Below are 17472 nucleotides of genomic sequence, written 5' to 3'. Positions count from 1 at the left end.
ATCAGGCTTAAACCTGATCTTCACAAAACTGCAAGAATGCCTTTAAACCAGGTCCCTGATACTTCTGACGATGTACCAGCATAAACAGGGGACGGGTGAGTTCCCAGAAAGGTGTATCCAGAATGACCAATTGACCCTTTTCCTGAAGCGGTTCAATCGCAAGCCGTGATACACAGGTTATCCCCAGACCATTGGCAACAATTTTCAGGATGGCTTCATTGTGACCTAGGGTAAGGCGAATGTTGGCATCAGGTAGGTCTTTTAATATAGCGTTGTCAAAGACTTCACGTGTGCCTGAACCCTCTTCACGTAAAATCCATTCCACATCATTAAAGTCTGCTGGAGTGAGGGGATGGTTTAACTGGGTTAAGGGATGTTGTGGAGCGCAACACACCGCGAGTTCATCATCACGCCAATGGATGCACTGTAACTGGGGCAAATGGCATGAGCCCTCAATCAGGGCCAGATCAAGCTGAAACTGGTTTACCGCCTCAATCATTTGACGGGTATTGCCCACCTGTAACTGTAAATGTGCCTGTGGATGACGTTGTAAAAAATCTGCCATAAGGTCAGGCATCAGGTAGTCGCTTATAGTCAGGGTTGCACCTAGACGGAGATCGATACTTTGTAATTCACCCTTGGCGGCCTGTTCAAACGATTCGCAACGACCTAAAATTTCCAGGGCCTGCGGCAACAAAAAACGGCCCAGATCATTTAACTGCAAGCGCTTGCCCAAGCGGTCAAATAACGGTGCGCCAAGACCATCTTCCAAATCGGCCAGGGCCATGCTTGCCGCACTTTGGGTGAGTCGGACAGCATCACTCGCCTTGGTTACAGTTCCCTCTTGAGCGACCGCCACGAAAACAGCCAATTGGCGTAATGTCATGCGCATGTTAAAAGCCTTACCGTTCGAGTTTAAAAGTATTCATGAATTATCTGATCATGCTAACATGAGCTCACTGTTTCGTGCCACGTTCAAATCATGTCAATTGAAAAATTTAGCGTAGAAAAGGTTTTATCTGTACATCGCTGGGCCCACAATCTGTTTAGCTTCACCATGACCCGACCAGCGCATTTTAAATTTACTGCAGGGCAGTTTGCCCGTATTGGTTTAATGGTTGGTGATGAACTGGTGGTGCGTGCTTACTCAGTGGTGTCTTCGCCATTTGATGAAACGCTGGAATTCTTTTCAATTGTCGTTCCCGATGGGGCTTTTACCTCAAACCTGCAACATTTAAAGGTGGGTGATGAGCTGTATCTTGAAAAAATATCTTATGGCTATTTAACGCTGGCACGTTATCAGCAGCCTTTACCACAGGATTTATGGCTGTTGGCAACGGGAACGGGTTTGGCACCATTTTTATCAATGCTGCAAGACTTTGAGACCTGGAATAAATATCAACAAATCAATTTGGTCTACAGTGTTCGTACCGCATCCGAACTGGCCTATGTTGACCGTATTCAGGAAATCGCCAAGCTATTTGGTGAGGGGCATTCAGGCTTTAGATTTATTCCAATTATCACCCGTGATCCAGATGCGGCTTTACATGACCGTTTACCAGTTCTGATTGCAAATGGTGAGCTGGAAAAGGCGGCAGGATCAGAATTGAGTCCAGCAAACAGCCATGTAATGTTGTGTGGCAATCCACAAATGGTGGAAGATACCAAGGAAGCCTTAAAACAGCGTGGCTTGACCATGAACCGCCGTGGTGAGGGGAATATTGCGGTGGAGAATTATTGGTAATATTGGGTGGACTGGATATGTTTTAGTGTACGAACATATCCATAAATTCACGGATTTCCTGAATCGCGGTATCAACATCGGTGGTGAGCCATGTGGGTTCAAACAGTCCTGCATAGTGTTCCAGACGTTCCTGTGGAACAACAAGGCGAACAGGGCATTCTTCCTCAAGCAAACGCCACGGCAGAATCGGAACCTCATTGTCCAGAAAAGCCTGAACATCGCGGATATCCACAATCATCGCATTGATGCATTCAGGAAAAGGCATCACTGAAAGTTCTTCGGTACGGCGGCGGAAATATTCAAGATCGCCCCATTTCAGGGTATAGCTGGGTTTGTTGAACTCAATCAGTCCAATCAAATGCTCATCTCGTGTGTAATGTAGAAAACACTGATGGGTTACATCCGTATCTAGATCAAGTGAGACACTTTGCTGTTGGTAGGACATAAAGCAGAACATTTAGGAATTGAGGGCGCGTAGTATAGCCTATTTTTAGTGTTTTCTAAACCGCGTATATTTTAAACAAAAAATAAGGAAGAAACAGTAGAGTTTTGCAACAGAAACAACGATAGTGCGAAGCTTTTTCACACAATGCAACATAAGCAGTTGCTAAGATAAGAGCCTGAGAAATAAAAATTATGAGGGCTAGCTATCATGCATGATTTTAGTAAGCCACAGCCTCATGTGGCAAGTCAGGAGGAAGTTGCAAAGAAAAGGAAATTACCCATTTACATATTGGTCATTGTGGGGATTTTCCTGATTGCACTTCTTGTTTATATGGTCGCGGATCATTCAGCGAATCCAACTGCACAGGCAATGTTGTCTCATATGCAGTCGGTACTTTTGGATGCCTAGATCATTTATTTTTAGACCAAAACCTGTTGAATTGAAAAAGCTCATTGGTGTGAATCAATGAGCTTTTTTGCAAAATTATGCGGACTTTTTGTTGTATTAGTGCTGCCGTTTATTGATTGTAAAATAGACAAAAATTAAGGTTGAGACATCCATAAGTTATGTTCTTGGTTATAGAGCGATCATGGGTGGTTTGATTAATTTTAAAACACAACATAAGGATAACAACACATGAATGAATATTTTACTGATCCCTCCCTCAGAGGAGGATTCGATGCAATGTATTATTGGGACCAGTTTCACCCAATTTTAGCGGCAATTGTTATCTTACTTTTAGGTTGGATTATTGCATTGATTGTTGCTGCTGGCGTGAAAAAGTTACTCCAGAAACTGAACACCAATCATAGATTGTCTTCTGCCACTGGTCATAAACCAAATATTGAAAACCTGCTTTCCAAACTGGTTTTCTGGTTTGTGATTATCCTTGCCGTTGTCGGGGCATTGAATGTGCTGAACATCAGTGGCGTGAGTGATCCATTCAGCAATATGGTTGGTCGGATTCTGGCCTTTATTCCAAACCTGCTGGCGGCCGTTGCAGTCGGTTTTATTGGCTGGATATTGGCAGGGCTGGTCAAGGCAGGACTAACCAATGTGCTTGCCAGAACGGAAATGGACGAGAAGCTCAGCAATGAGGTGGGTGTAGGCTCACTCAGCAGTAATATTGGTGAAATTTTCTACTGGCTGGTCTTGTTGCTGTTCCTGCCGATTGTGCTGTCTATTCTGGGGCTAACAGGCCTGTTGATTCCTGTACAGAATATGGTGAATGAGGCGGTTGCTTATTTGCCGAACCTGTTTATTGCGGGCGTCATCATTTTTGTGGGCTACATTTTGGCAAAAATTGTGCGTGGCATTGTCGAAGGGTTGAGTAACAGCCTTGGCTTACAGACACAGGCAGAAAAAATAGGTTTGTTTAAGAACTCCAATGTATCCAAATTTCTGGGTTCGTTTGTTTTTGCCATCATTATTATCACCGCCTTGATTGTGGCATTTGAGGCACTGGGTATAGAAGCAATTTCTCAACCTGCCACAGCAATGCTCAATCAAATCATGTATGCAATTCCACAAATTATTGCTGCTGGTCTGATCTTGATTGTGGCGTATGTAGTTTCCCGTTTTGTTGGACGTTTGGTGGCCGAACTGGTTTCAGGAGCGGGTGTTGATGAAATTCCAATGAAGCTGGATATGCAACGCTTCCTTGGAAAAACCCGTGTTTCAGATATCATCGGTTGCTTGATTGTGTTCTTTACCATGTTGTTTGCGGTTTCAGAGGCTGCTGACCGACTTGGATTGGAACAGATCAGTGTGCTGATTGCAATGTTTATCCAGTTTGGTGCCAGTATCCTGCTTGGTGCAGTAATCCTGGTTGTCGGTTTCTGGCTGGCCAATGTGGTTGCCAATGTGATTCAACGTGGTGAATACAATAGCTCACGCTGGTTGGGCAATCTGGTTCGTATTTTAATTATGGGCTTGGTGATTGCGATGGGATTAAGGGCAATGGGTATTGCTGACTCTATTGTGAACCTCGCATTTGGCTTAACCCTCGGTTCAGTTGCTGTCGCGTTTGCTCTGGCTTTTGGTCTAGGTGGTCGTCAACCTGCGGAACGTTTACTTAGTGATCTGTTGGATAAAGCAAAAACTGAGGCAAAACAGCCAAATCCGTTGCGTCAAAATGAGATGATGCCAAACAATCCAGTGAGTCCAGCAACTCCTGCGCCAGCCAATCCAGTGAATCCGATAGCGCCAACACCAATCAATCCAGAGAATCCAAAACCACCGACTCCTCCATATTCGGATGAATAGTAAAAATAATCTTTGATTTTTTTGGTCAATTCGACCACTCTAGGCAGGGTGGTCGTTTTGTTTGTATAGTGGCTAAAATCCCCTCATACTTCGTTATGAAACTTGCCAATAGATTTGCTATTACCTACGTTTCATGCCTAGTCTGATGAAATTTTAGCCTACAACGCAATTCATTTATAAAATATCAACCGCCCCAAAATAAAAAGTCTATAGGAGGATAAAATGAAGAGGCCAAATCGTGTATTCGCACCCATTATTATTGCAGGCATCACTGTAGGCTTTTTGGCCAGTGCGTATAAGTTTGTGGTTGCCAAGTCGGGTTCAGTGAAAGAGAAACCGATTGAAAATACTCAGCAGGCACTTTCCTCAGAGGCAGCAAACTCTTCAGATGAACGAAGTTAAAATATTTCAAGGGTAGTGCAAAACACTATTCTGTACTGCAAAACAGCTAGACAAACTGGGCTGCGGCTTGGGCAGATGACCATGCCCACTGGAAATTATATCCCCCTAGATGACCTGTCACATCGAGCACTTCACCAATAAAATACAAGCCTTTCTGTTTCTTGCTTTCCATTGTTTTTGAGGATACTTCGCTGGTATCCACTCCTCCAAGCGTGACCTCGGCAGTACGATAACCCTCCGTTCCCGATGGCTTCACTGTAAATGCATGCAGTTGCGCTGCAATCTGTTCAAGTTGAAGATCGCTGATATTTCCAATCGCTGTCTCACTTAGCTCCGCCCAAATCAGTTGCTGTAGTTCCAGCACGATACTTTTTGCAGTGAATTCATTTAACAGGGTACGCAGTAATACCTTAGGCTGTGCTTTTTTCTTTTCCTTAAAAAATTGCACGAAATCCTGACCTGGAAAGAAATCAATGTTGAAGCTTTCCCCTACATGCCAGTAATTTGAAAGCTGCAATGAGCTTGGGCCACTTAAACCACGATGGGTAAATAGCAGGGCCTCGGTAAATTGATGGCGGTCATTGATTAAGGTGGCATCTAGGGCATTGCCGCTTAGTCGTGTCGTGACTTCCTTAAAATGGTCTGAAAAGGTAAAGGGGACCAGACCTGCACGGGTAGGGAAAACATGATGGCCAAACTGCTCTGCAAGTTCATAGCCAAATCCTGAACCGCCTAGGGTTGGAATGGATAAGCCACCTGTTGCTACAACCAGTGATTCACAATGATAAGTTCCTTGGCTGGTTTCAATGACAAAACCTGAATCAGTCTGGGATCTTATCTGCTGAACTTCGCAGTGGGTTTGAATTTTGACCTGTTTGGCCTTGTCACATTCTGAGAGTAACATTTCCAGAATTTCCTTGGCCCCGTTCAGGGTAAACAGTTGTCCGTGCTTGCGTTCTTCGTATTCAATGCCATATTCACAGACCAAGCCAATAAAGTCCCAGTTGGTATAACGGCTAAGGGCCGAAATCACGAAATGTGGATTTTCGGAAATATAGTTGGAGGGCTCAACATCCAGATTGGTAAAGTTGCATTTACCTCCCCCTGACATCAGAATTTTTTTACCGATCTTATTGGCCTTTTCCAGTACCACAACCGAACGCCCACGTTTGCCTGCTTCAGCAGCCAACATCAGGCCTGATGCACCCGCACCTAAAACAATAACATCAACCTGATGAACCATGAGTATTACTCGGTAGACGAAAAGCGGGCAATTATAAAAGATTTAAACAGCTTTTAGTATGTTTTGAGTTTCCCTTGCAACCCACCTGTATGAATGACCAGGATTCGAGTGTGGGCAGGGAAATGACTGTGCTGGATTAAATCAAGAAGTCCCATCATCATTTTAGCGGTGTACACCTGTTCCAAGGGGATATCATATTGTTGTTCAAATTGCTGCATAAATTGCAGCAGTTCAAGCGTGGTTTTGGCATAACCACCACAACAATAGGCATCAGTTAAAGACCAATTGCTTTTATCAGTCCATTGTTGAATGTCATGTTTGAGAAAATCACCTTTTAATGCAGAAAAGCCTAAAACATGCTGTAGCTCTGAGCTGCTTTCAATAATGCCTGCAAGGGTTCCACCTGTACCCACAGCACAACAAATTACGTCATAATTTTCTAAATCATCAGGGGAGAGGATTTCCTGTGTCCCTTGAATGGCAAGGGCATTGCTTCCGCCCTCTGGAATAATAAAGGCTTGAGGGTATTGTTGCTGCAACTGTTGTAGATACTCAGCTTGATGGCGTAAACGATATTCGAAACGACTGAGAAAATGTAGTTGCATCCCTAAATCCTGCGCTGTTTGTAGCGTTGGATTGAATGGTTGCGAAGCCAGTTCTTCACCACGAATCATGCCAATACTTTGAAAACCAAAATGCTGTGCTGCAAAGGCTGTTGCGGCAATATGATTGGAAAATGCACCACCAAAAGTGAGGACTTGAGAAAAACCTTGCTGTTGTGCTGCCAAGAGGTTGTATTTCAGTTTAAAAAACTTGTTGCCCGAAATCTGGGGATGAATCAGATCAAGGCGTTTGATGGTCAGTTGAACAGGCTGGGGAAGCTGCAATGTTTGATAAGGAATGGGAAAGGCAATGTGATCAAACATTTTTTGCGAACGAGAAATGAATTTGACCACATTGTAAATGTATTTGATTGAGAATGTCAGTAGAGGTTTTTTCTCATCTCAGATCTAAATCTTAAGACACTTTATCACCCGCTTTAGCCCCAGATTCAGGTGAAATCACCCAAACACCTTCACCATTACCCGCCGCAAGTACCATGCCGTTAGAAATACCAAAACGCATTTTACGCGGTGCAAGGTTAGCCACCATCACCACTAATTTGCCTTTTAAATCTTCTGGCTGATAAAACTCACGAATACCACTGAATACGTTGCGTGGTTCAGCTTCACCGACGTTTAAAGTGAGTTGAAGTAATTTATCAGAACCCTCAACGGTTGCTGCTTCTAAAACTTCTGCCACACGAAGATCAATTTTCATAAAATCTTCGATACCAATAATTTCAGCTTCACCCACTTTTGGCTCAGGCTTTTTCTCGGATTTCTTCTCTTTTTTCTTCTCGGCTTTTGGCGCTTCTGCCGCAGCAGCCAAAGAATCTTTAGACGCATCTACCATTGCTGCAACTGCTTTAGGATCCACACGCTGCATAAGCGGTTGGAATTGAGTAATTTCATGTGCCACTAAAATCTGCTTGCGAGATTCAAAATCAAAGCTTTCAAGCTGCAAGAATGCCTGAACTTGAGCCGCAAGTGTAGGAAGCACTGGAGCCAAGTAAATCGCAAGTTGACGGAATAAGTTAATACCGACTGAGCAAACATCATGAACTTGTTGTTCTTGACCTTCTTGTTTTGCAAGTGCCCACGGTTTTTTCTCATCAATATATTGATTCGCTTTGTCCGCAAGTGCCATGATCTCACGAACTGCCGCAGAAAACTCGCGTGCCTCGTATGCCTTGGCAATCGAATCACCCGCATCAATAAAGCTTTGAACCAGCTCAGGTTCAGCACAGGTACTGGATAAAGTATTATTGAAATTGCTATTAATGAATTTTGCACAACGGCTAGCAATATTCACTACTTTACCAACCAGGTCCGAATTTACTTTCTGAACGAAGTCATCCAAATTCAAATCTGAATCTTCAACTTTGTCAGAAAGCTTAGACGCAAAGTAATAGCGTAAATATTCAGGATTTAAATGCTGTAAATAGGTCTCAGCTTTAATGAATGTACCACGAGACTTTGACATCTTCTGACCATTCACCGTTAAGAAGCCATTTACGAATAAACCTGATGGCGTGCGGTAGTTCGCACCTTCAAGCATTGCAGGCCAGAACAATGCATGGAAGTAAACGATGTCTTTACCAATGAAGTGATAGACTTCTTTGTCAGAGTCTTTTTTCCAGAAATCATCAAAACTTAAATCTGGACGTTTAGTTTTGATGTAGTTTTCAAAACTCGACATATAACCAATCGGTGCGTCTACCCAAACATAGAAATATTTGTTTGGTGCATCTGGAATTTCAAAACCAAAATAAGGTGCATCACGGGAAATATCCCAATCAGATAAACCAGCATCGAACCATTCATCCAGCTTATTGGCAATCGAAACAGGTAAACGACCTTGATCACGCGTCCATTTCTGTAAGTATTCTGAGAAATTCGGAAGTTTAAAGAAATAGTGATCTGACGATTTCTCAACAGGCGTCGCACCACTCAAAGTTGAGCGTGGGTTTAATAACTCAGTCGCGTTATAGGTTGTACCGCAGACTTCGCAAGCATCGCCGTATTGATCTTCGGCTTTACATTTCGGGCACGTGCCTTTAATGAAACGGTCAGACAAGAACATGCCTTTTTCAGGATCGAATAATTGTGTGACAGGCCGAACAGCGATATTGCCTGCTTCACGGTTTTTAATATAAATCTCAGATGCACGTGCTTTGTTTGCATCGCTATGAGTTGAATCATAATGATCGAAATGCACACCAAAACCATCAAAATCACGAATGTGTTCTTTCTGAACATTGGCAATTTGCGCTTCAGGGCTGATGCCATTTGCCTCAGCACGTAACATGATCGCTGTACCGTGAGCATCATCCGCACAAACGTAAGTCACGTCATGACCCATTGCACGCATCGCACGAACCCAAATATCTGCTTGGATATAACCGAGTAAGTGACCCATATGGATAGGACCATTGGCATAAGGGAGGGCATTGGTGACTAAAATTTTACGCACGGATATTGTTCTCTCATTCGTATTTACAAGGTGGATGATTTTACATGACTTAAGACAGACTTGCACAAGGGAATCGGTGAAATCTTTTTAATCGGATTAGACTGCCTATGTTAGTTTTAAACTTCATCAAAACTTCACTTTGGCTTCAATCAAAGTACGTCTATTTAAATGAAAATAAACACGGCATCAAATCGCTGGAGAGAAAAATGCGATCTTGGAATTTAGTCTCTGCATCGTTATTGGCATGTTTTATATGAAATCTTCAAAAAAGAGTTTCCAGCCTAAAATTGACTTGATTCATTGATAGGATTTTTATATCCAAAAATTCAAAAAGTTATCCATCAGCAATGATTTGAAGCTTACTGTATTCCAATTGTTTCAATTTGCAGCAATTTCGCCACGCTTTGCCAGAACGTTGTATAAGTATAGCCAGAAAAAAATTGTAGCTTTCACGACATAACAAGAGGAATAACACCATGAGTAATGACAAAATTGATCAGTTAAAAGATTTTGCCGCGAAAGACTTGGCACAGACCAAGGCAGACTTCCAGCAGGCAAAAGATAAGGTCAGTGAGGTGGGCAAAGACATTAAACAAAAAGGTCAGGAAACTGTCGAAGATGTTAAAAACTTTGCATCAAAAGACCATGAGCAAACCAAAATTGACTTGCAGCAGGCAAAAGACAGAGCGACTGAATTGAAACAAAAAGGGGAACAAACTCTGGATGACTTAAAGAGCAATGCAAGTGAAAAGTATGATGAAACTAAGGCAGCTTTATCAAGCAAGGCGGATGAACTAAAAGATAAATTAGCCGATACTCAACAAGCAGCAAAAGAGAAGTTTGATCACTTTAAGGAAGAGGCCAGCCATAAACTTGATGATGCAAAGGCTAAAGCCGCTGAGTTAAAAGATGAGGCTGCTGCAAAACTTGATGAACTGAAAGCTCAGGCGAGTACTAAGCTGGATGATTTAAAGAAAGCGGCAACCGATGCTGTAAATAAACTCAAAGGTTAATTGTTGCCACAGTTCTAAATTATGGACGTTCATATTGAGAGAAGAAAATACGCTATAAAAAATGAGCAATTATCTTCGTAGATGTGAGCGTCTATTCTGCAATACTGCTAAACTAGCCAAACTCAGTGATATGTTGATCTGTTTTTGGAGTAAACAAAATGTCGTGGCTTTCTTCCTTAAAATCTGTTTTTTCACCAGCGCAAGAAGTCAAGGAAGATGACATCCAAACCGTTCTACAAAACTATATCCTCCCCTATTCAGAGAATCGCTTAAAAGACCGTATTAGTCAGGTCAACGTACAAGAGCATGTTTTACAACTGACCATCAATACCTTTCCACAAGAAAAAGACCATTTACAACAGATTCACGATGAGCTTGCCGAAGCCTTGGAAAAGTGTGGGATTCAGGAACTCAATCTTCATATCATCCAGCAAAAACATGCAGCACATGGCGAAGCTGCGCATAGCTGCTCACCCAAGCCTAAAGCGGAAAATAGCAATTTACCGCCAGTCATGGATGCCTCAGCTAAAGCTGAAACTGATCCGAATAATCCACCAATTCAAAAAGCTGCGCCGCAGCAACGCGATGTGGCAGCCCATCCACGTATCCAGAATGTGATTCTGGTATCGTCGGGTAAAGGTGGGGTGGGTAAATCCACCACTACGGTCAACCTTGCGCTTGCCTTGCAGCAATTGGGTTTAAAAGTTGGGGTCTTGGATGCAGACATTTATGGCCCAAGTATTCCAACCATGCTGGGTAATGCGGGTAGAACCCCCCTGATTGAAAATGAACACTTTGTTCCACTGGATGCTTACGGCATGGCGGTACTTTCGATTGGGCACCTGATTGGGGCGAACAATACCCCAGTGGCTTGGCGAGGACCAAAAGCAACAGGCGCACTCATGCAATTGTTTAATCAAACCTTGTGGCCTGATCTGGATGTGTTGGTGATTGATATGCCACCAGGCACTGGAGACATTCAACTTACGTTGGCACAGCGTATTCCAGTCACAGGTGCCGTCATTGTGACCACACCGCAAAATGTTGCGCTCATGGATGCGGTAAAAGGCATTGAATTATTTAATAAAGTGAACATCCCTGTATTGGGTGTGATTGAAAATATGTCCACCCATATCTGCTCTAACTGTGGACATGAAGAGCAGATTTTTGGTACAGGAGGTGGCGATCAGTTATCTGGGCAATACCATATTCCATTGCTTGGACGCTTGCCTCTGGATGCTAAAATTCGTGAGCATGCAGATAACGGTAAGCCGAGCGTGATTGCACAGGATAGCGCGGCGCAAAGCTATATCAATATTGCCCAAGCTGTAATACAACACATGGAAAAGCTGCCTAAACGCCAAAGAGATGACAAACGAATCTTCTAAAGTAAAAGACCTTAGGACTTACGCATTGACGGATTCAAAAAAGTATTAAAATAGTTTATAAAGTATCTGTGATCAGACGAACTAAACATGCTTCTACAGCAACTTGTACATTACCCATTTATATGGGCTTTCTCATGACAGAACCGAACTCTATTAGCTGCACACAACTTGCCGAGACTTATAATATCTCGCATGATAGTGTAAATCGCTTTCTAGAGCGTGAAGACTACACACCTCACGACCTATATCAAGAAGCAATTCAACATATTGATAATAATAAACTTATAGTCAGTATTGATGATACTGTTTTAGATAAACCATATAGTCAACATATGGACTTAGTTAGCTATTTTTGGTCAGGCAAACACCACCGATCCGTCAAGGGTATTAATCTCATTACCTTGTATGCGACAGATCAGAATGGTCAAAATATTCCAATTAATTTCCGAATTTATGACAAATCTGAGGGTAAAACCAAGAATGATTACTTTATGGATATGTTAAGTGAAGTACTTAGTTGGGGTGCAAAGATTCAATTTATTACAGGTGATAGTTGGTATTCATCGACTGCAAATCTAAAAACCATAAGAAAACATGGTATTCGATTTATGTTTGGTATCGACTGTAACCGTAAGGTTTCCCCAGAAAAAGGACAATGGTTTCAACTGCGTTTATTGCCAGATTTCCATCAGGGTCAAGTGGTCTGGCTCAAAGATTTTGGCTTTGTACAATTATTTAAGACTCAGTTAAAAGAACAGCAGAGGTTTTATATTGTGCATCAAGATGAAGATGATTTATTGTCCTTTGAGGGTTTTCATGAATTACATTCAAGTCATTGGAAAATAGAACAATATCACCGAGTGATTAAACAGGTTTGTCATATTGAAAAGTTTCAAGTAAGACGATCTAAACTGATTTTGAATCATATTTTTTCAGCCTTGATGGCCTACGTTGAGATACAAAAGAACCAGTTTGAGGGGATCTTTGAAAATGTATATCGTTGGCAGAAGAAATTATTTAGACCAGTTATCAAAAACTTCATTGATGACTTTATTCTCGATAAAAATCATCTGCTATCACAGAGAATCTATAAATAATAGTGCGTAAGTCCTAGACCTCTAAATTTAGAGGTCTTTTTTTATAAACCAGAGCTGTTTTACAAACATGATTTAAGCAATACGTTATATTTAACCTATTTAAAATTACCAATTTTTATGCAGTGACTTTAGAGTAAAGTGGACTTGAAATTATAAAAATATAAATAAAACATGTGCTTAAATAATATGCCGTCATAAGTGCTTACAGTTAAAATTTTGCTATGGATGAGCAATTGGATTAATGTAAAAACATCTTTTAGTGAGGTCATTCAATGATTTCATGGTTTTTTATTGGTTTAGTCATCACCATTTTGCTTACTCCTGGCCCAACCAACACCCTGCTTGCATCTTCAGGTATTCAGGTGGGGTTGCGTAAATCATTATTACTCATTCCAGCAGAGGCAATTGGTTATATCATTGCAATCAGTGCATGGGGAATGCTGATCGGCAAAGTTTCTACTACACTACCTTTATTACCCACTTTTCTTAAATTATTGAGCGCAGGCTATATTGTTTTTCTGGCTGTAAAATTATGGCGTACTGCCGATCAGAAAGTGGCGTTAAACCAACCGACCATTCGCCCGCGTGAGTTATTGTGTGCGACTTTACTCAATCCTAAAGCGTTATTATTTGCCTCAGCTATTTTTCCAGCAGTGGCATGGAACAGTCAGCAAATCTACATGGCGCATATGGGTACATTTGTTGCACTGATTCTCCCGATTGCATTGTTCTGGATTTCTGTTGGTGCAGCGCTCGCCACCAATAAAGTAAAATGGCTGTCGCAATCCAAATTACAACGTACCGCATCAGTTGTCTTGGTCAGCTTCTCAATTCCAATTAGCTACTCAGCTCTGATCAATCTCTAATTCTAATTTTCTGCTGCCTTGAACAATCTAGGTAGCAGGGTTCTGTTATTTCCATTGATGTCATTTTGCGTTAAAGTACCTGCCAATCATTCACTTCGTCTTTGGATAAAAAGTCATGGCAATAAAATCTGATCGTTGGATTCGTGAAATGAGCGAAAAACACGGCATGATTGAACCTTATGCAGAGAATCAAGTTCGTTTCGATGCAAACGGAGAAAAACTGATTTCCTATGGGGTATCCAGCTATGGCTATGATGTCCGCTGCGCACGTGAATTTAAAGTTTTTACCAATGTTCACTCTGCCATTGTCGATCCAAAAAACTTTGATGACAGAAGTTTTATTGATATTGAGTCTGATGTTTGCATTATTCCACCAAACTCCTTTGCGCTAGCACGTACTATTGAATACTTCCGTATCCCACGCAATGTATTGACAGTTTGCCTTGGTAAATCGACTTATGCGCGTTGTGGCATTATTGTGAATGTAACGCCACTAGAACCTGAGTGGGAAGGTCATGTGACGCTTGAGTTTTCCAATACAACCAATTTGCCAGCACGTATTTATGCAGGCGAAGGTGTTGCACAAATGCTGTTCTTTGAAAGTGATGAAGTGTGTGAAATATCCTATAAAGACCGTGGCGGAAAATATCAGGGGCAAACGGGTGTGACCTTGCCGAAAACATGATTTGTAAATTACATTTTGCAACAATCATAAAGTTTTTTGGTTGTTGCAATACAAACCTTATATTTAAGGAATAAAAATATAATATTCAGACATATATTTAAAAGAAATTATTTAAGAACAATAATTCATTCATCGGAAAATAAAACGTTTACCTAATATATTTTGCATTTGTGTAAATATTCGGCATAATGGAGAATAGAATTGTCTGCTAAAAACGCCTGAAATTTAAGTGTGCGTGTCCACACAATGGTCAGTGCGAGATGGTGGGCATTAGGCAAAAGTTGCAATAAAAATAAACATAGATGGATGTTTTAAACAAGGAGGTCGTTATGCGACGGTTTAAGTCTCTTCATTTGGCAATGCTGACATTGGGTAGCCTATGCTTAAATTCGGCGTATGCCTCTGATACTTTACACAGTCTTACGGATAGTGAAATGTCTGCGACGACAGGTCAGTCATTATTTACCCTGCAATACCTTGCCCCTAGCGATACTGGTAATTCCTATAACAGCACCAATGGCAATATTGGCTTCTATAAATTTGGTATGGAGGCTGAACTTCAGCTCAACGCAAATATTAAAAAGTTGCAACTGGGTTGTGGTGGTGTAAATGGTGCAAATGCCTGTGATATTGATATTGATAACGTGAGTCTAAGTGGTCTTGGAAATTCATCGACATCAAACACAGATTCCGATGCTGATAGGGCTGCTCGTGTGGGTTCCTCAGCTATTCTGAACAACCCATTTATGCAGCTTGCAATCAAGAATCCTGACAGTGCATCGACTCGACAGCTTGTGGGGGTGAATTTCAGTGCTGAATCCATTCAAGGTTTGTTAACCTTTGGTGAGGAAAACTCTAGTACTAAAAATGGGATTAATTCATTAAGTGGTTATATGGTCACAGCTGCCACCAAAGGTGAGTCAAATGTTAATGGTTTTGGCACGAGCTTGGTGTCTGGTGAGGCAGCAAGAGGTACCCTCAATCAGTCTGACGGTTACGATCCGATTACGGGGAAGGTGTGTTGTTTGCTCTTTGGTGCTGGAACATTAGACTTTGAGACCGAGTCTTATGCATTGAATTTGCGTGACAAGGCGACTGGAAGTAATATTTTAAAAGCTGATTTAACACTACCAGAGCAGGTGATTACGGGTAAGCGAATTACCAGTGCGGCACTGACGGCCAATGCAAAAGTGAGAGATATTGATTTGACTGGTAATATTGTTGCAGTGGCGGGTGGGCTTATAACGTTAGATAGAGAGCTTACGGGCACCTTGCAAAACCTAAACGTAGATGTTGCTATTAATGAGAATCTAGGATTTTTCCATAAAGCGAACTTAAATGGTACAGCGGCTTCTCTTTCAGTGCAGTCACAAAAACTACAATGGCCAGGTAATAAGTCGCTTGCACAAACAGGTTGGTGGTTGGAATTATCTAATCCGATAGACATTGGTTATATTAAAACATCTCAGTCTGTAGATATTCCTAAGTCGACACTGAACCAGACTTTCGGGCAGGTGGGTAGTTACTTAACAGATAATCCAATTTTTTGTGGTAATAACTTGGCTTCAGAATGTTTAACAGGTACTACTATTGCTTCGGGAAATCTTAACCTGATCAATGCAACACGTCCACAAATGACGCTAACGGATTTGCAATTGGCGACACAAAATTTTACTCCTAACTGCTACGGTACCTTAAAATTTTGCTAGACACCGTTGTGGTTTTTTGTTTGTGTAATTATCTTGCAGGCATGATTGATAAAGGTTGTAACTGGCATGCTTATAGCAAAGCTAGCATGATAAAGAAACTATTTGAATTCTGTTTGTTTGATAAAAAATGTCTAAGTTAAATGGATTTTTACGGATAGCAGGAGCAGGAAGAAAGACTATGGAATATAATCATAAAATAACCACGCTAGCACGTTCGATAAGCCTGATTGTGGTTTCTTCAATCTGTATGCCTGCTTATGCCTTGCAGCCTTTAGATGATAGTAGCCTCACAGAAGTTACGGGTGAGGGTATAGCATTTACGCTCAATGACTTTAGTATGCAGTTTAACGGTGCAAATGATAATGCAGGTATAGGTTATACCCGAATTATTCCAGTGGGACCATTAAGCTCAACGATTGACACTTACAACACGAACAATCCAACAACTAAAATTGGCAAAGCTGACTTATGGTTATATGGGCTTTCCATTTCAGGAAATGACGGCGATTCCACAAAACAGTTTAGTGGCAATACTGTCAATATAGGCACAGCAGATAATCCGTGGTTAATCAGTGTGAACACTGTGACCACACCTAACTTTGCAGGTGTTGATAGCTCATTAAGTATCTTAAATATTGAAGCACCTTTATTGACCAATTTACTCACAAGTGATGGCACATTACTGGGAACTGACCCGAATAGCTATGACCTTAAGCTGGGTACATGGGCAGACGCATTTGTTCGTGACCTGAGTAAAACAGAAAATCTTACCGCCACTGACAATCAATTTGGGCTGAATAGTATCGATGCAAATGGGAATCGTTATGTGAATGGCGCGAGTGGGGCAACTACACTACGTGAAAACCGTTTGCGTTTACAGGCGATTATGAATGGAGTGAGTTTAAACGGCACTAATCTTAAACTGTTCCAAACGCTAGATGGGGCGGAAACTGCGACTGGTTTAGGTTCAGCCTACTCAAGTTATAACAATACACTCGGGTTGGCGGCAACTGCCCGTATCAATAGTGGTGCTGCAACGAGTGCTCGTGCGCCGACCTTTACTGTAGGTGCAACTACTTCAGATGTTATAACCCCTGTAAATGGAGCTGTTTCGGCTTGGACACTGCTGCATGGTGGTTGGGAAACATCACTTAGCCCTTCTCAAAGTGGTACGAGTAGTTGTGGAAATAATGGTAGTGTTACCGATAGTCCAAGCTTTAATCAAACTGGCTGTCAATATATGGTACGTAGTCGTACTCGTACAGATAGTAAAACCCGTGTAGTCACCAAAAATATTACATGGGCAAATAGTGGTTTGATCAATAATAAAGTTATTCGTTTAAGTACATAGGACTTACGCACTGTTATTTATAGACTCTCTGTGGTAGCAGATGATTTTTATCGAGAATAAAGTCATCAATGAAGTTTTTGATCATTGGTCTAAATAATTTCTTCTGCCAATGATATACATTTTCAAAGATCCCCTCAAACTGGTTCTTTTGTATCTCAACGTAGGCCATCAAGGCTGAAAAAATATGAT

The 17472-nt window shown here is 41.6% G+C and carries 16 protein-coding genes and 1 pseudogene; 11 read left to right on the top strand and 6 right to left on the bottom strand.

Features of this window, described 5'->3' with window-relative positions; all coding sequences use genetic code 11:
* Positions 1-7: 7 nt before the first annotated feature.
* A complete protein-coding gene (gene gigC, locus F972_RS10595; protein ID WP_004675077.1) occupies positions 8-892 on the bottom strand; it encodes a LysR family transcriptional regulator GigC in 885 nt (294 codons plus the stop codon).
* A 90-nt stretch (positions 893-982) separates the two neighbouring features.
* On the opposite strand from gigC, the gene F972_RS10590 reads away from it, so the two are divergent.
* Complete coding sequence (locus F972_RS10590; protein WP_004757289.1) at positions 983-1744, top strand: ferredoxin--NADP reductase; 762 nt, start codon at positions 983-985, stop codon at positions 1742-1744.
* 22 nt (positions 1745-1766) lie between these two features.
* Here F972_RS10590 and F972_RS10585 read toward each other — a convergent pair whose 3' ends face one another.
* The gene (locus tag F972_RS10585) at positions 1767-2189 is read right to left on the bottom strand and encodes a hypothetical protein (protein ID WP_004682944.1); all 423 of its coding nucleotides are present in this window, start codon (positions 2187-2189) and stop codon (positions 1767-1769) included.
* Between the two features lie 207 nt (positions 2190-2396).
* Here F972_RS10585 and F972_RS10580 point away from each other — a divergent pair, with 207 nt between their 5' ends.
* The 3 genes from F972_RS10580 to F972_RS10570 all read left to right on the top strand — a co-directional run bounded on the left by F972_RS10580 (position 2397) and on the right by F972_RS10570 (position 4856).
* Positions 2397-2597 carry a hypothetical protein gene (locus F972_RS10580; protein WP_004682941.1) on the top strand — a complete coding sequence of 67 codons (201 nt, stop codon included), beginning with the start codon at positions 2397-2399 and terminating at the stop codon, positions 2595-2597.
* Positions 2598-2825: 228 nt separating this feature from the next.
* Positions 2826-4454: a mechanosensitive ion channel gene (locus F972_RS10575; RefSeq protein WP_004682939.1), complete on the top strand. Its 1629-nt coding sequence runs from the start codon at positions 2826-2828 to the stop codon at positions 4452-4454.
* Positions 4455-4676: 222 nt separating this feature from the next.
* Positions 4677-4856: a hypothetical protein gene (locus F972_RS10570; protein ID WP_004675071.1), complete on the top strand. Its 180-nt coding sequence runs from the start codon at positions 4677-4679 to the stop codon at positions 4854-4856.
* 46 nt (positions 4857-4902) lie between these two features.
* Here the strand turns inward: F972_RS10570 and F972_RS10565 are convergent, their stop codons facing one another.
* The 3 genes from F972_RS10565 to metG all read right to left on the bottom strand — a co-directional run bounded on the left by F972_RS10565 (position 4903) and on the right by metG (position 9174).
* Positions 4903-6099 (bottom strand): BaiN/RdsA family NAD(P)/FAD-dependent oxidoreductase, encoded by a 1197-nt coding sequence (locus tag F972_RS10565; protein WP_004682937.1) that lies wholly within the window; start codon positions 6097-6099, stop codon positions 4903-4905.
* Positions 6100-6152: 53 nt separating this feature from the next.
* On the bottom strand, positions 6153-7025 hold the full coding sequence (locus tag F972_RS10560; RefSeq protein WP_004682936.1) for a 1-aminocyclopropane-1-carboxylate deaminase/D-cysteine desulfhydrase: 873 nt from the start codon (positions 7023-7025) through the stop codon (positions 6153-6155).
* Between the two features lie 91 nt (positions 7026-7116).
* Positions 7117-9174: a methionine--tRNA ligase gene (gene metG / locus F972_RS10555; RefSeq protein ID WP_004682934.1), complete on the bottom strand. Its 2058-nt coding sequence runs from the start codon at positions 9172-9174 to the stop codon at positions 7117-7119.
* Between the two features lie 476 nt (positions 9175-9650).
* On the opposite strand from metG, the gene F972_RS10550 reads away from it, so the two are divergent.
* From F972_RS10550 to F972_RS10520, 7 genes are all read left to right on the top strand, one after another.
* The gene (locus F972_RS10550) at positions 9651-10187 is read left to right on the top strand and encodes a hypothetical protein (protein ID WP_004769715.1); all 537 of its coding nucleotides are present in this window, start codon (positions 9651-9653) and stop codon (positions 10185-10187) included.
* A gap of 158 nt (positions 10188-10345) precedes the next feature.
* A complete protein-coding gene (apbC, locus tag F972_RS10545) occupies positions 10346-11575 on the top strand; it encodes an iron-sulfur cluster carrier protein ApbC (RefSeq protein ID WP_004769713.1) in 1230 nt (409 codons plus the stop codon).
* Between the two features lie 68 nt (positions 11576-11643).
* Positions 11644-12672, top strand: a complete 1029-nt coding sequence (locus F972_RS10540) for an IS701 family transposase (RefSeq protein WP_081399043.1) — start codon at positions 11644-11646, stop codon at positions 12670-12672.
* A 272-nt stretch (positions 12673-12944) separates the two neighbouring features.
* Positions 12945-13538 carry a LysE family translocator gene (locus F972_RS10535; RefSeq protein WP_004682930.1) on the top strand — a complete coding sequence of 198 codons (594 nt, stop codon included), beginning with the start codon at positions 12945-12947 and terminating at the stop codon, positions 13536-13538.
* 115 nt (positions 13539-13653) lie between these two features.
* Positions 13654-14223 carry a dCTP deaminase gene (gene dcd / locus F972_RS10530; RefSeq protein ID WP_004682928.1) on the top strand — a complete coding sequence of 190 codons (570 nt, stop codon included), beginning with the start codon at positions 13654-13656 and terminating at the stop codon, positions 14221-14223.
* A gap of 329 nt (positions 14224-14552) precedes the next feature.
* The gene (locus F972_RS10525) at positions 14553-15932 is read left to right on the top strand and encodes a hypothetical protein (RefSeq protein ID WP_004682926.1); all 1380 of its coding nucleotides are present in this window, start codon (positions 14553-14555) and stop codon (positions 15930-15932) included.
* Between the two features lie 178 nt (positions 15933-16110).
* On the top strand, positions 16111-17283 hold the full coding sequence (locus F972_RS10520; protein ID WP_004769711.1) for a hypothetical protein: 1173 nt from the start codon (positions 16111-16113) through the stop codon (positions 17281-17283).
* 13 nt (positions 17284-17296) lie between these two features.
* On the opposite strand, the pseudogene F972_RS15910 reads toward F972_RS10520, so the two are convergent.
* Positions 17297-17472 (bottom strand): annotated as a pseudogene (locus tag F972_RS15910) (IS701 family transposase); the annotation flags it as partial.

It is taken from the genome of Acinetobacter sp. CIP 102529 (genome assembly GCF_000368325.1).
GTDB classification, from domain to species: domain Bacteria; phylum Pseudomonadota; class Gammaproteobacteria; order Pseudomonadales; family Moraxellaceae; genus Acinetobacter; species Acinetobacter parvus.
This window is presented reverse-complemented; position numbering and strand designations above follow the sequence as displayed.

What these genes read in the sequence shown, in the direction of transcription:
- gigC (WP_004675077.1), bottom strand. Translation starts at nt 892, where the DNA reads ATGCGCATGACATTACGCCAATTGGCTGTTTTCGTGGCGGTCGCTCAA.
- F972_RS10590 (WP_004757289.1), top strand. Translation starts at nt 983, where the DNA reads ATGTCAATTGAAAAATTTAGCGTAGAAAAGGTTTTATCTGTACATCGC.
- F972_RS10585 (WP_004682944.1), bottom strand. Translation starts at nt 2,189, where the DNA reads ATGTCCTACCAACAGCAAAGTGTCTCACTTGATCTAGATACGGATGTA.
- F972_RS10580 (WP_004682941.1), top strand. Translation starts at nt 2,397, where the DNA reads ATGCATGATTTTAGTAAGCCACAGCCTCATGTGGCAAGTCAGGAGGAA.
- F972_RS10575 (WP_004682939.1), top strand. Translation starts at nt 2,826, where the DNA reads ATGAATGAATATTTTACTGATCCCTCCCTCAGAGGAGGATTCGATGCA.
- F972_RS10570 (WP_004675071.1), top strand. Translation starts at nt 4,677, where the DNA reads ATGAAGAGGCCAAATCGTGTATTCGCACCCATTATTATTGCAGGCATC.
- F972_RS10565 (WP_004682937.1), bottom strand. Translation starts at nt 6,099, where the DNA reads ATGGTTCATCAGGTTGATGTTATTGTTTTAGGTGCGGGTGCATCAGGC.
- F972_RS10560 (WP_004682936.1), bottom strand. Translation starts at nt 7,025, where the DNA reads ATGTTTGATCACATTGCCTTTCCCATTCCTTATCAAACATTGCAGCTT.
- F972_RS10550 (WP_004769715.1), top strand. Translation starts at nt 9,651, where the DNA reads ATGAGTAATGACAAAATTGATCAGTTAAAAGATTTTGCCGCGAAAGAC.
- apbC (WP_004769713.1), top strand. Translation starts at nt 10,346, where the DNA reads ATGTCGTGGCTTTCTTCCTTAAAATCTGTTTTTTCACCAGCGCAAGAA.
- F972_RS10535 (WP_004682930.1), top strand. Translation starts at nt 12,945, where the DNA reads ATGATTTCATGGTTTTTTATTGGTTTAGTCATCACCATTTTGCTTACT.
- dcd (WP_004682928.1), top strand. Translation starts at nt 13,654, where the DNA reads ATGGCAATAAAATCTGATCGTTGGATTCGTGAAATGAGCGAAAAACAC.
- F972_RS10525 (WP_004682926.1), top strand. Translation starts at nt 14,553, where the DNA reads ATGCGACGGTTTAAGTCTCTTCATTTGGCAATGCTGACATTGGGTAGC.
- F972_RS10520 (WP_004769711.1), top strand. Translation starts at nt 16,111, where the DNA reads ATGGAATATAATCATAAAATAACCACGCTAGCACGTTCGATAAGCCTG.